This window comes from Vibrio sp. SG41-7, assembly GCF_014164465.1.
GTDB classification, from domain to species: domain Bacteria; phylum Pseudomonadota; class Gammaproteobacteria; order Enterobacterales; family Vibrionaceae; genus Vibrio; species Vibrio splendidus.
The window spans coordinates 16,230-30,600 of the sequence record NZ_JACJFF010000062.1 but is presented as its reverse complement, the minus strand read 5'-3'; the positions used below and the strand labels follow the sequence as shown (position 1 = coordinate 30,600).

The following is a 14,371-nucleotide window of genomic DNA, read 5'->3' as shown; positions in this document are numbered from 1 at the left end:
TCCAGCTAGGATCCACGGCTGCCTGACTGAAGTCTAGAGAGTTAGGACTTGCTTCTTTGTTATGCGTTGCTTGATCGTTGGGTGACCCTTGATTCGCAGCACCGCTATCATGGTTTGGCGTCGCCTGCTGGCTGTAATCGACGTTAGAACCTTGCTCACTCGACGCTTTGGTCTCTAAATGACTACCATCGACATTTAACTCCTCACCTTCTTCATCGGACGCTTCTTTAACCTTCTTAGGGACAGGGACATTGCGTTTGTAGAGCTTGTTGAGCGCTTTAATGATTGAGTGCTTAGTGATTGCTTCTTGTGTCAGCTTGGTCATTATCGGTTTAGTCAGAGCTTGTAAGCCCACGACGGCATCCACACCGAGTTCACCGCCTACTTTATCCCTCAAATGCTTCGCTTCTGAGTAACCAAAATGAGCCGATAGAAATAGCCAGATATAAGCGATAGCGTTGCCGTGTTCACCATGGTCAATCCAAGCTTCACCTGCTCTAAACATGGCTTCTGCACTGTTTTTTTCTGCGGCCGTCTCAAACCAGTAAACGGCCTCACCATGGTTAGGCTCAACACCAACACCGTTCAAATAACTCATACCAAGTTTGATCTTGCCGTCTAAGCTATTCTTTTCCGCGGCCTTTTGGTACCACTCGACAGAGCTTTCGGCAGAGTAGTCTGGGTTTTCTTTATCTAGACACCAGTCACCGATAAACAGCATTGCTTCAGTATTACCACCAGCCGCAGATTCTTCGATATAAGTGTAACCTTTAGGGATGTTTTTATCAGTTCCACGACCAAAGACAAGCGCTTTGCCCATCTCAAATTTCGCAGACACGTCATTGTCCAATGCGGATATCGCAAGCTGCCAAAAGTTGGCTTTCTCTCTTAAAATTAGGTCTTCTTTGCGCTTCATGCTTAGGCGCACAATGCCGTACATGCCATTGATATTATCGAGTTGCGCCGCTTTGTCGTACCAATACAAAGCTTCCTTAATATTGTTACGTTCAGCTTCTTTTGCCAAATACAGAATCGACGGAACATGCCCCGTTTCGGCTTTGAAGTGACGCTCTTTTTGCTCTTGTATGCGCGCTTTTTCAATCGCTTTTCGATAAGCGACAGCACGAGCCTTACGTTCTTGTTCCAAGCGCTGCTTTCTTAACGATAAAGAGATCAGCCACACGGCGACAAGTATTAACGAAAGAGCCGTCGCACCAATTGCGATTCCCATTGTACTCATAAAATATTTTAACCTAACTCGGCTGATACTAGCCCCGATATCGGGAAAGTGATCAACCCATAGTGAATGGTATGTTTCTAATTACAGGGAAAAGCGCCGTTATTAAAACGTTCCGCCCTAAAATGAACTCAGTTCAGTATCTCAGGAATACATAGCGATAAAAAGTCTACTTAGACCTATCCTTATGCACTCCATAAATGGTGTGACCTTGCTTCAATAGAGTTCGATAATGAAAACCACCTTTGAGCAAAATAATCTTAAAAAACGACAACGAAATTGATGAATACCTATCAACAATTTCGTGTCGCTGTAGTTAGTTCAGTTGGCCGTATATGTAAGCCAGTTCAGCAACCGTTTTAGCAGAAAATTTCTTCATTAAACTCGCTCGGTGTACTTCTACCGTTCTCATCGCGATACACAATTCATCGGCAATTTTCTGGTTACGCTTACCGTCGATAATTTGTTTGAGGATGTCTATCTCACGCTCGGTTAATGATGCGTACGCTTGGCGATACACGTTCATGTGTAAGTGCTTTTCAGAAGCGTCCAAACCTTGTTTGATCGCCTCAGCTAACTCATTACCTTTAACTGGCTTTTGAAAGAAATTCACCGCTCCGGCTTGTAAGGCTTCAACCGCCATTGGCACATCACCGTGACCCGTCAGGTAAATCACCGACAGTGGACTCTGCGCTTTCACCATCAACTCATGAACTTGTTGCCCTCTCATCTCTGGCATTCGGCTGTCTAATACCACACAACCCGGCGCACTCAAATCCACTGAGTCCAAAAAACTCGGGCCATCTCCAAAAGCTGACACAGTGAAATCATGCTCTTCTAATAGGAACACCAATGAGTCACGCATCGACTCATCGTCATCAACCACATAGACCGGCAACGTTTGATGAAGTTCAGGCATAACAAGATTCCTTATGAGTCATTTGAAATAGAGGAAGGCAGTGTCACCGAGACATGACAACCATGAGGAGTCAGTGAAGTGATGCTCATTTTGCCACTGTGGTCTTCAATCACATCTTGGCAAATCGCAAGCCCTAACCCCAAGCCGTTTTCTTTGCTACTCACAAAGGCTTGAGTGACTTGTTGCTCGGTAAAATCTAAGCCCGTGCCGTTATCGATAACCGACAGCATCATTTTATCCGGTTGATACTCGGTAATCACTTTAATTGTCGATGGTTCGTTATTTTTGTTACCAATATCAGACGTAGCGCTTTGTTCGCGATGCATCTGAGCATTACACGCATCAGTCGCATTGTTGATCAAATTTACAACTACCTGCTGCAATCCGACAGGGTCAACATATAGCTTGATAGATTTACCCACAACATAACGTTCAATGGTTATCTTGTGTTTCTGTAATCGAAATTGCAGTAGCTCGATGGTATCTGTAAGAAGCACTTCTATATCAATTTGAGATTTATTTGATGAACGCTTTTTGATCATGTTTCTTAAGCGTTGGATAATCGCATCAGCACGGTCCACTTGCGACTGGATCTTCTCAAATACAGGCTCTATGTCAGTCAGCGGTTTGTTCTTCGAAATCCGCAGTAAACCACCTTCGCTATAATTCCGAATTGCTGCCAGAGGCTGATTAATCTCGTGTGCCAAGCTACTTCCTAGTTCACCAACTACCGCGATACGCTGTGAGTGCTCTAGCTGTTCACTCTTACTTTTCAGCTTGTACAGCGTCGCTTCTAGTTGCTTTTTGCTGCGACTGAATTTGTATTCTAGCCAGAAGTGGTAAGCATTTAGAGACACGACAAGAATAAAGAACGCCCATGCCCACTGTTGATTGTACTTGAGCCAGATTAACGCTTCTTTCCACCAAGGTTGTTGCAGTGGATGCATGTCGAGTTGTTGGTATAGCTTGTCGATCGACAGCAGGCTTGTCGGTGAAGTCCAGCCCGATGCATTCGCTGCAATGGCTGGTGCACTGCTTTTTGGCATAGCAAATAACACCTGACTCATTTGTTTCGCCAGTGCCGAAGACGCTCTCTCTGTTTTGGCAAACGACCAGTTAGGGTACAACGGTGTAGACACCTGACATCGGAACCCTTCTGGTGCTTGATTCTCGATAACACGATATTGACCCGCCACCAGCAAACCTTCGCTGATCATGCTCTCGACCAAACACACAGGCACCACCGCAGCTTCAATGTGCCCTTCACGCAGTTGATACAAGCTAGCATCAATAGGGAAACCTAAGAACTGAGTATTAGAGAAAAAGTGATTGGGGTTGAGCCCTTGTTGCATCACTTGGTAACGCATAGTGAGGTAACCACCAAAAGCATTTTCAGAGACTGCTGCAATCGGCTTACCGCTAAGTTGTTCGAGAGAGATATAAGGCGACATTCTTCTCACCACCAAGGCGGAACCAATGCTGCGTGTATTACTGGTGCCTTGAGCTTCAAAGTTATGACTGGTCATGGTTGCCATCCAAGAAAGCGCATACTGGCGTCCTAATCGAACCGCCTGACCGGGGTTGGTGATAACAAAATCAACAGTCACATCTTTTACCGCTTCGGCCATCTCTTCCAAGTTGAAAGGCTTGAGAACAAAGTGTTTTCCGGGAATGCGCTCAGACAACCAATCCATTGTCGGCTGCCAACGCTGCTGTGCGGAAAGCTTACCTCGAGTCGCCAACACGCCAACTTCTATGATTTGCTCAGACCCAACAGTGCTTGTCGTTGCAATATCTTGCTCCGATTGAGCCGCCAAACACGCGCCTGCGGTTAGGCTCAACCAACAAAGGCCAACGATTGTCATTAGGTTTCTGACTGTCACTGAAATCTCTTTCTCCAAACGGACTGTTTATTCAATTTATTCTCGATTCATTTTATGTCAGCGGCGTGTTTCGCGCTTAGCTCATGCTTGAGCGCCTTAAATAAGCCCCTAAAACAAAGCATAACAGCTAGATAGCGAAAACCACATTTGTTCTAGATCAACTTTGATCTGGGTATGTGGAAATCCACAATACCCCGCGTACGCCCAAAATCTGACAATGAGCCCAACAGATCGAATACCCATTTATAGGTACCTCCATGGACTCATTGAAAAGACGGTTTCTCAGCCAATTCGGCAAGGTTTCCGCTGGTGCTGCGCTCATTCCCATTGCCGGAATCAACACCGCAGTCGCAAGCACAGCCATTCGCAATAACAACCAACCTGACCGCAAAGGCGAAATAGGCAAACGCTACGCCATGGCGATTGATTTACGTAAGTGCGTTGGCTGTCAGGCGTGCACTGTTGGCTGTAGCGTTGAAAACCAAGCGCCAATTGGCCAGTTCAGAACCACCGTAAAACAGTATGAAGTCTCCCTTGATGATGGTTCGACGGCTCAACAAGACGTGAAATCATTCATGTTACCTCGCCTATGTAATCACTGTGACAACGCCCCCTGCATCAAGGTTTGTCCTGTTCAAGCGACCTTCCAGCGTGAAGATGGGATAGTGATGGTCGACAACGAACGCTGCGTAGCCTGTGCTTATTGTGTTCAAGCCTGTCCTTACGATGCTCGCTTCATTAATAACGACACCCTTACCGCTGACAAATGTACTTTCTGTGCACACCGCCTTGAAGACGGCTTACTGCCTGCTTGTGTAGAAACCTGTGTCGGTGGCGCGCGTGTCATTGGCGACCTTAAAGATCCAAACAGCGAGATCAACCGTCTGCTCAATGAAAACCAAGACGACATCAAGGTGCTTAAGCCAGAGCAGAATACCAACCCCCATGTTTTCTATATCGGCATGAACGAGCGTTTCGTTAGCCATATCGAAGGTCAGCCTGCAATTTATGATCCCGCCGCCATCGATAACTCATCCTCTAGCGAACAAGGAGAGACAGCATGAATATCACTGAGGTGTTAGTCCCCGCTCAAGAGATCGCTTGGCTACCGTGGGCGGTTCAGTATTTCTTCTACATAGGTTCGGCTTACGCGGCGGCGATTCTGTTTTTGATTGCCCTGATATTTAAAAATTCAACCAGTCATCAATTTCGTGCAGCCCTTGTGCTTGTGATGGCCATCGGCGCGATTGTTGGGCCATTAGCGCTTACTGGTGACTTGCATCAACCCGGACGTGCGTGGCATTTCTATGCTCACATCACGCCTTGGTCATGGATGTCATTAGGCTCTTTGTTTCTACCTCTATTCTCTGGTCTGGCTGTCACGACTGCTTGGGTTTACCTGCGTGACGACATCGCACAGCTTAAACAAAGTGAAAACCCATTTCTAAAACGTTTGTCTTGGCTGACGCTAGGTAAATGGCAAATATCATCAAAGCTAATGATTGCACTCGCTGCTGTGACGGCTATTTCGGGCCTAAGCATCGCGCTTTATACAGGCGCAGAGATTGCGATTTTGGCGAGTCGACCGCTTTGGCATCAACCGGCTTCTCCACTACTTTGGTTCACGACAGCATTCTTTGCTGCTACGGGTTTAACGCTGTTGATTTGGGCTTTGCTGCCTTCAAGCAAACCAAGCTTAAAACCAACAGACCTAGCTCTGATACAAAGAACCATTACCTTAACTGGTGGCCTTGCCATCATTCTCACGTCGATTTGGGCATCTAACCATGGTCACTTCAGCCTGTATGAGAACGACGCTTGGGGCATCAATTTAGGCATCATGACCACCAGCATTTTGCTGTGCATGATCTTGGTTCTACCACTGCAACGCCTATCGCAAAGTAAGCTAGGAATTGTCTGTGTTGCGCTTGCGACCATAGTTTCTGCATGGGCGGTACGTTGGGTCACCATGATGGAAGTTCAAACCATTCCCCGTTTTGATGTGGGTCCATTCCCTTATGAATTACCAATGGGTAGTGCTGGGTTACTTGGCATCGTTGGCATGTGCGGCCTTTGGCTAGCACTTGCGTTGTTCGCCTCTGAAATCGTGTCTGCTGGATCGTCAAGAACAACTGGCTCTGCGACAAAGACAGCATCTAAGCCAAACCAAAATACATCATCGTCACCACTTAACCGCTCACATAGCTTGTAGTCTGAGGAATCATCATGGATAACAAACGTCGTCAATTTTTGAAAACAGGCCTTGCTGCCGGTGGTGTTGGAGCTTTTGCTGCAGGTTATGCGACAACCACAAAGCACATGGTTCACGGTGCTATCGATGGCACCGCAGGTAAGAAAACCAATCACATCCATCACGGTAATTCGTTAGAGACGGAATACAGTGTCGATGAGCAGGGTAAGATCTCGCCAAATCCAAACCAACGCGTAGCACCGTCAATGTGTTTTGGCTGCTGGACACTGTGTGGCTTGCGTGTACGTATCGATAATCGCAATGATGAGATTTTACGTATCTCAGGTAACCCATATCACCCGCTTTCAAGTGATCAGCAGATCCCGTTCAAAACACCGATAAAAGATGCCTACATTGGCTTGTCTGGCGAATCCGGTATCAATAACCGCTCGACAGCCTGCGCTCGTGGTAATGGCATGTTGGAGATTCAAAACAGCCCTTACCGAATCACTCAACCGCTAAAACGTGTTGGTAAGCGTGGTGAAGGCAAGTGGGAACCAATCAGCTACGAACAGCTTATCTCTGAGATCACTGAGGGTGGTGACTTGTTTGGAGAAGGCGAAGTTGAAGGCTTGCGATCGATTCGCGACATCGAAACACCACTTGATCCAAATAACCCTGAATACGGTCCAAAAGCCAACCAACTGCTTGTGACCAATGCCGGTAATGAAGGTCGTGACGATATCTTGAAGCGCTTTGCATTTAACAGCTACGGCACACGTAACTTTGGTCATCATGGATCTTACTGTGGTTACGCGTTCCGTGCAGGTTCAGGCGCTATCATGAACGATCTAGACAAGTTCTCGCACTTAAAGCCAGATTTCAACAATGCAGAGTTCATTCTTTTCATCGGTATGTCTCCAGCTCAAGCGGGTAACCCGTTCAAGCGCCAGGCGAGACAACTGGCTGAGGCTCGTACCAACGGAAAGCTGAGCTACACCATTGTCACTCCAAGCCTTCCGGCAGGATCGTCAAGCCTTGCGGCGGGCGATCGTAACAACTGGCTTCCGATCAAACCGGGCACTGACTCAGCATTAGTTCTGGGTATGATCCAGTGGATCATCGAAAACCAGCGCTACAATCACGACTTCTTGTCTCGCCCAAATGCGCAAGCGATGCAAAAAGCAGGCACCACACACTGGTGTAATGCATCTCACCTTGTGATCAGTGACGAATCGCACCCACAAAATGGGCGTATGCTTCGTGCATCGGATATGGGTTTGCTAGAAACAGGCGAACCGATGTCTGACGATGACGGATTTATCGCACTTGATGTGACAACGTCACTGTTAGCATCACATATTCAGGTGAATGAAGCGGCGCTGTTCGTCGATCAAGACGTAGAAATCGATGGTCAGACTGTTCGCGTGAAATCTTCTCTACAAAGATTGAAAGAAGAAGCCTTCAAATATGACCTTGCTTACTACAGTGAGCAGTGTGAAATCCCTCAAGATCAAATTATTGCACTTGCGAAACGCTTCACCAGCTACGGGACAAAAGCCGTCGTCGATACTCACGGTGGCAACATGCACACCAACGGCTTCTACAACTCGTTCTCTATCCTAATGCTGAACGCGCTGATCGGTAACATCAATGCAAAAGGCGGGGCGATGGCGAAAGCAGGCGGCTACCCGACTTCGGTTGCAGGCCCACGCTACGACTTTACTAAGTTTAAAGGTAAGACTAAGCCGCAAGGTGTATTCTTGTCCCGCAGCAAGTTCCCGTACCAAAAAACCAGCGAATACAAACGTCGCGTTGCCGCAGGCGAGTCACCTTACCCGACACGCGCGCCGTGGTACCCAATCTCTGCGCCGCTGTTAACCGAGCACTTATCAGCTGCTATTGATGGCTATCCTTACCGCGCAAAGGCATGGATCAACCACATGGCGAACCCACTTTATGGTGTTCCGGGTTTAAACAACTTGCTGGGTGAAAAGCTTAAGGATCCAAAACAGCTTGGCTTGATCGTGTCTATCGATGCCTTCATCAATGAAACGACTGCCTTATCGGATTACCTAGTGCCAGACACGGTGACCTACGAAAGCTGGGGCATGGCAACCCCGTGGCATGGCGTCGCGACCAAAGCGATCACCGCTCGTTGGCCGATTGTTGAGCCTAAAACCTCACGCACTCAAGACGGACGCGCCATCAACCTAGAGAACTTCTTTATTGATCTGGCGAAAACACTGGGCTTAGGTGGCTTTGGCGATAACGTAATCAAAGACAACCAAGGTAACTGGCACGGTATTCATAGCGCTGAAGACTTCTACCTGCGCTCTGCGGCTAACTTAGCATTTGCAAAAGGCGGCGTGCCGAATGTAGACGCTGAAGATATCGTTTGGTCTGGTCTTGAACGCCTAGTACCTGTGATGAACAAAACGCTTAAGCCAGAAGAGATGCTCAAAGTGGCGTATATTTTTGCGCGTGGCGGTCGTTTCGAAGACGCAACCAATGCCTACACCAATGAAACCATGAAGTACAAATGGACCAAACCACTGGCTATTTGGAATGAAAAGCTTGGTACCTCTCGCAACACCATCAGTGGCGAGCAGTACATGGGTTGCCCGACATGGTATCCACAAAAGCTGGCAGACGGCACGCCATTAGCAGAGCAATTCCCAGCAAAAGAGTGGCCATTTACTCTGACCAACTTTAAGTCCAACATTCACAGCGCGGTGTCTAACTTGTCACCACGTTTAGAGTCGATCAAAGGCGTGAACCCAGTTTACATTCACCCGAAAGACGCCTCTTCTGCTGGCATCAAAACAGGCGACGTATTTGCCATTGAAACACCGAGCTCAACCACACACGCGTTGGCGATGGTGATTGATGGCATCAAACAAGGTACATTAGGCTTTGAACATGGATTTGGCCATAAAGAGCTCGGTGAACGTGCGCACTGGATCGGTGACACGCAGCAACCAGTAAAGATGAAGTCGAACGATGGCGTTAACATCAATGATATAGGCTTGATTGACCCGACGAGAGAAGGCAAAGGCGTCATGTTGGATTGGGTTGTGGGCGCAGCAGCAAGACAAGCGCTTCCGGCTAAGATCTACAAGGTCTAGCTTAAACTCAGCAAGCTATAACTTAGGCACAGAATCAAAACACTTCCTTATCTGATCTGCAGATGAGAACACAACAGGGCAACTTCGTCATTCGAGATTGCTCTGCTTTTTCGTCCCCTTGTTCTAAAAAAGCACCCTATTTGGATAAAACATCCAATCTACATAAAGTACCCAATCTAGATAAAGCATCCGCTCTAGATAGAGTAATCAACCCAAAGCCATTAGGTAATCTTCATTTCACCACAACTTTTTTAGCCCACACCCATAAAGCAGCTATGCTTATACAATCGGTGCCATAAAAGAGCCTTAACAAGCAGTTATACCGAGGCGAACATGGCAGTTCCCTTGCATTTCATAAACGGCAGTTGGATCAGCCTATCGAAGTTCACATCAATACCATCATTGTGACTGAGGTTATTAATGTGAGACTCACCTCAAGTTCCAAGTGAATTAATGTGGAAATCCACAATAGCGCAAACAACCAATTATGTCGAAAATGCGTGCATTACAACCAATAGCGACGCCTCATGACTAAGCTAACAATTAAAACTCAAACTCTAACGCTTTGCATCGCTGCTCTAGGAAGCCTTTCTTTATCCGCTTTTGCACAAGCAGCACCCAATCCAATGCCAGAAGCCGCAGAAACTTGTAGCGGCTGCCATCAAGCCGACGGTAAAGGCATGCCCAACATTGCCCCTATGCTTGCAGGGCTCAATGCTGACTATCTAGAACATCAACTGGTTCTGTTCTCAAGTGGTGAGCGTCAAAGCGCGATCATGAAGGGAATGGCTGACGGTGTATCTGATCCCGCTGTTCGTCGTGAAGTAGCAGAGTACTTTGCATCACTACCTTCATACGAATTTACCGATTTAGAGCAGCGCGGCTCACAGGCTGATATCGATAACCCCTATCGTAAACTTGTATTCCAAGGCGATTGGGATAGAAACATTCCAGCCTGTGCAACCTGTCATGGGCCAAGCGGTATGGGCGTAGACAAATTCCCGCGCCTAGCAAGCCAGCATGCCGACTACATTCAAACTCAGCTCAACGCTTGGAGAAATGGCACTCGTAAGGGTGATGATTTGAACATGATGGGCAACATCGCAGGCAAGTTGACCGACGATGAGATCAAAAACCTGTCTTACTACTTCGCCTCTTTCCGATACTAAAGGGCTCGCATGAAAACATTACTTTTAATTACCGCAACCCTTGCCTCTGGAATCGCTTATGCCGAAGCTGAGTTGCCCGATCGCCAAACCGAACTGCCAGCCGTTGAGAAGCCTCAAGACAACAAATATCTGGTGCCACGAGACTTGGTTGATATCCCTGCTGGGGAATTTGGCGACAAAGTAAAATTGGGGTACTCGCTGTTTGTCGATTCACAACAGATGCGTGGTACGTTCGTAGGCAATGAACAAAACTGTGTAAACTGCCACATGCAAGCGGGCATGAAGCCTAACGCAGCACCTCTTTGGGGTGCGTACATGGCCTACCCTGCGTATCGTTCCAAGAACGACAAGGTAAACAGCTACGCAGAACGTATCCAAGGTTGCTTCACCTACTCAATGAATGGCCTGCCACCGGCTGAGGGTTCAAAAGAAATGGTCGCACTCACAGCTTATTCATACTGGCTGGCGATGGGCGGCATCTTAGACAAGAACGACATGCAAGACACGCCGGTTCCTGAGATTAGCGATGCTGATTTACAAGTTGGTGGTAAAGCTGAAAGCTTCCCTCTTCCAGAAGAACTGTTAAGCAAATACCCAATCGATGACCGCAGTAAACTTGCCGGTCGTGGCTACCCTAAGATTGCAAACCCTGAACAAGAACCCTCAATCGCTCGTGGTGAAAAAGTTTACCAAACCAGCTGCCAAACCTGTCATGGCCAAAATGGCGAAGGTATTAAAGGGGCGGATGGTCGCTCATACCTACCACCTCTTTGGGGCGAGAATTCGTTCAACTGGGGCGCAGGTATGCACCGTGTAAATACAGCAGCCTACTTCATCTACGAAAACATGCCGCTTGGAAAGAGCCAACAGCTTTCAATTCAGGATGCATGGGATGTGGCCGCATTTGTGAACAGTCATGAACGCCCACAAGATCCTAGATACAAGGGTGATGTTGCCGGCAATGCCAAGCGTTATCACAGCCACCAAGGTTATTATGGTAAAGAAGTCGACGGTAATGTTCTGGGTTCAAAAGCCTACCCAAGTGGTAAAGAAGTGATTCATGAGCATTGATAGACATTAGTGCACAAGAGCCATTCACGTCAGCTATAGCTAAGCTTTACATTGTAAATCAGCTATAGCCAGAGGAATAAAAAGGAGCCAGATCGTTCGACGTTCTGGCTCCTTTTTTATGTTTGAACGATTAGAGATTCAGCTAATCTTGCTGCATCTTTTCCCAAATGGTCGGAGAGCCAATATAGTCTTGAACCGTAGTGATGAATTCTTTGACTAGTTTGGTTTGCTTACGGTGCGGATAGACAGCGTAGATTGCGGTATCAATCGTAGAGATCGGATAATCCGGCAGTAAAGTGACCAAGCCAAGTTCATTCATTGAGGCATACAGGTTTGATTGATCAAGGAAGCCATAACCTAGACCATCTTTCACACAAGACACCATAGTACGAACATCACTCACCTTATAGTTACCGCGAATCGTCAGGCTTTGGAAAGTGTTGCCATGCGGCTCTTCACTGATACGTAAATGATCGACCGTCATATCGCCATTGGTATAAATCACAGCAGGTAGAGCGAGCAAATCTTGTGGCGTTTTCGGTTCACCGTGCTGCTTCACAAAATCGTTTGACGCGACCAACATGAAGTTACTGTCGGCAATCTTCTTCGCGATCAAATTCGATTCAACAAGCTTACTGAAGCGAAACGCGATATCAAACTGCCCTGCAATGATGTTGGCGATCTTATCGTCTAGTGAAAGTACGATCTGAACATCCGGGTACTTTCTCATGAACTGAGTGATGATAGGTTGCAGATATTGCTGCCCAAAATAGATCGGTGAGGTAATTCGCAGAACGCCTTTAGGCTCTGACTGGTATGAATCTGCAATGCCTTGGATCTGATTGATGGTGTCTTTCAGCACATAGGTTTGTGCGAGAATATCTTCCCCGGCCGACGTCAACGAAAACGAGCGTGTAGAGCGGTTCAGCAGCTGAACACCTAAATCTTGCTCAAGCTTTTTGATCTGTTTAGAGAGCGATGAGTTGTCCATGTCATGCAAAGTTGCCGCTTTGGTAAACGACCCTTGTTGAACCACATCTAAGAACAATAACAACTGATTGGTATTTGGCACTGCGCCTCTCCTGAAATAAAAACTCGACTAGCGTTCGTCTTTGGGGGTGTCCATCACAACCATAGTCGTAATAGATTGCACCTGAGCACATTCCCCAAGCACATCGGCATGAAACTTCTTATAGCCCGGTAGATCTTTGGTTTCTACCCTTAGCAAGTACTCGTTAGCACCGGTAATGTTGTGGCACTCCACTACCTCTTTTTCCATACTGACGTGTTGTTCAAACTCTAGCTGAGCCGCTTTGCTGTGGCTTGATAAACCAATCGAAACATAAGCAATAAAACCGACCCCCATCAGCCCATTATCCAGAACCGCACGGTAACCTTGAATTATTCCTTTACGCTCAAGATCCTGGACGCGTCTTAAGGTCGCAGAAGCCGACAAACCAATTCGTTCTGACAGCTCAATGTTGGAGATTCTGCCGTCCAATTTAAGCTCTTGCAATATCCTTTCGTCAAATCTATCCATAACTACTTATTATTGTGCATTTAGTGATAATAGAGGAAATAAAAGCACATAATTGCCTCACTTTCCACCTACTATGTTTCTCAACACGTGAAAGTCATGACCGGTCAGTCACTTCGTTCATTTTTTTGCTGGGGAACCATAATGCCTTTAGAACAACTTAGCGCACTTGCCTTGTTTGCGTTCGTCTCGACCTTCACGCCGGGTCCAAATAACATCATGCTTATGACATCAGGAGCCAATGTTGGCTTTGCCCGCACTATTCCGCACATGCTTGGCATTGCTCTAGGGTTTGCAGCCATGTTGCTGCTGGTTGGCTTCGGTTTAATGGGTATTTTCAACGCTTATCCGGTTACGCACCAAATATTAAAGTACCTGAGCCTTGCTTACTTGGTTTACCTAGCGATTAAAATAGCAAAGAGTGGAAAAGCTAAAAACACTGAAGCTTATAAACCGATGACCTTCATTGGCGCGGCAAGTTTTCAGTGGGTTAATCCGAAAGGTTGGTCAATGGCACTGACAGCCATTTCTGTTTATAGCAGCGGTAGTTCATGGTGGGAGCTTGCAATCATCGCAGGTATCTTCACGCTCGCGAACTTACCATCCGTGACATTCTGGACTGCGGCAGGTAAACAACTGCAACACTGGTTAACAACACCCATCCGCATCAAAAGCTTTAACTACGGTATGGCAGGCTTACTGTTAGCCTCAACGATTCCGATGCTCTAATAGACTCACTATAGCTATTGATGGTTAGTACACAGGTATTAACCATCATTGCCGTTAAAGATATCCAATAACCTCGCTAAGCCAACGCCCAAACGTCGCCTGCCCGCTTGGGGTTAATGTCCACACAAACGCCGCAACATTCACTGCCACTGTCACCCAATATATCGCTCTGAACGGCTGCTTCTGCGTTTTATGACGCAGCTTATCTTGAGCAATCAACGCCCCTAACCAACCACCAGTAACAGAAAAAATATGCAAAGTTTTCTCTGGCACACGCCAATTCCCATTTATCGCTGCTCGCTTGTCCTTCGCGTACACAAAAAACGTCACCACACCGATAACCAAATACCACACCAACAGCGCTTTAGAACTTTCTGCAAACAACACAGATACCGCCACCAGAACCAAATAGGTGATAACGATTTGAATAGATGAAGACAACATGACTCCTTTTGGGCAACAGCTCACATACTGTAGCGATTACGCCCTGTAGATTTTGATAAGGAT

The 14,371-nt window shown here is 47.0% G+C and carries 12 protein-coding genes; 6 read left to right on the top strand and 6 right to left on the bottom strand.

Going from position 1 to position 14,371, the window contains the following annotated elements; translation table 11 throughout:
• The 3 genes from H5300_RS16385 to H5300_RS16375 all read right to left on the bottom strand — a co-directional run.
• The coding region (locus tag H5300_RS16385; RefSeq protein ID WP_182796444.1) for a tetratricopeptide repeat protein at positions 1-1,231 on the bottom strand (1,231 nt) is incomplete at its 3' end.
• Between the two features lie 322 nt (positions 1,232-1,553).
• Positions 1,554-2,156, bottom strand: a complete 603-nt coding sequence (locus tag H5300_RS16380; protein WP_017081812.1) for a response regulator transcription factor — start codon at positions 2,154-2,156, stop codon at positions 1,554-1,556.
• Positions 2,157-2,167: 11 nt separating this feature from the next.
• A complete protein-coding gene (locus tag H5300_RS16375; protein WP_182796442.1) occupies positions 2,168-4,039 on the bottom strand; it encodes a sensor histidine kinase in 1,872 nt (623 codons plus the stop codon).
• Positions 4,040-4,296: 257 nt separating this feature from the next.
• On the opposite strand from H5300_RS16375, the gene dsrO reads away from it, so the two are divergent.
• The 5 genes from dsrO to H5300_RS16350 all read left to right on the top strand — a co-directional run bounded on the left by dsrO (position 4,297) and on the right by H5300_RS16350 (position 11,598).
• Positions 4,297-5,103, top strand: coding sequence for a sulfate reduction electron transfer complex DsrMKJOP subunit DsrO (gene dsrO, locus H5300_RS16370; protein WP_121602248.1), 807 nt, complete (start codon positions 4,297-4,299; stop codon positions 5,101-5,103).
• Entirely contained in the window at positions 5,100-6,251 is a 1,152-nt protein-coding gene (gene nrfD / locus H5300_RS16365; protein WP_121602247.1) for an NrfD/PsrC family molybdoenzyme membrane anchor subunit, read from the top strand. Before dsrO ends, nrfD begins: the two co-directional genes overlap by 4 nt.
• A gap of 14 nt (positions 6,252-6,265) precedes the next feature.
• A complete protein-coding gene (locus H5300_RS16360) occupies positions 6,266-9,358 on the top strand; it encodes a tetrathionate reductase subunit A (RefSeq protein WP_182796441.1) in 3,093 nt (1,030 codons plus the stop codon).
• Positions 9,359-9,885: 527 nt separating this feature from the next.
• On the top strand, positions 9,886-10,527 hold the full coding sequence (locus H5300_RS16355; RefSeq protein ID WP_182796440.1) for a c-type cytochrome: 642 nt from the start codon (positions 9,886-9,888) through the stop codon (positions 10,525-10,527).
• Between the two features lie 9 nt (positions 10,528-10,536).
• Positions 10,537-11,598: a c-type cytochrome gene (locus H5300_RS16350; protein WP_102456271.1), complete on the top strand. Its 1,062-nt coding sequence runs from the start codon at positions 10,537-10,539 to the stop codon at positions 11,596-11,598.
• 142 nt (positions 11,599-11,740) lie between these two features.
• Here the strand turns inward: H5300_RS16350 and H5300_RS16345 are convergent, their stop codons facing one another.
• Positions 11,741-12,670, bottom strand: coding sequence for a LysR family transcriptional regulator (locus tag H5300_RS16345; RefSeq protein ID WP_182796439.1), 930 nt, complete (start codon positions 12,668-12,670; stop codon positions 11,741-11,743).
• Between the two features lie 27 nt (positions 12,671-12,697).
• Complete coding sequence (locus H5300_RS16340) at positions 12,698-13,138, bottom strand: Lrp/AsnC family transcriptional regulator (RefSeq protein ID WP_009845852.1); 441 nt, start codon at positions 13,136-13,138, stop codon at positions 12,698-12,700.
• A gap of 141 nt (positions 13,139-13,279) precedes the next feature.
• Here H5300_RS16340 and H5300_RS16335 point away from each other — a divergent pair, with 141 nt between their 5' ends.
• Positions 13,280-13,864, top strand: coding sequence for a LysE family translocator (locus tag H5300_RS16335; protein WP_182796438.1), 585 nt, complete (start codon positions 13,280-13,282; stop codon positions 13,862-13,864).
• Positions 13,865-13,918: 54 nt separating this feature from the next.
• On the opposite strand, the gene H5300_RS16330 is transcribed toward H5300_RS16335, so the two are convergent.
• A complete protein-coding gene (locus H5300_RS16330; RefSeq protein ID WP_182796437.1) occupies positions 13,919-14,308 on the bottom strand; it encodes a DUF1294 domain-containing protein in 390 nt (129 codons plus the stop codon).
• Between the last annotated feature and the right edge of the window lie 63 nt (positions 14,309-14,371).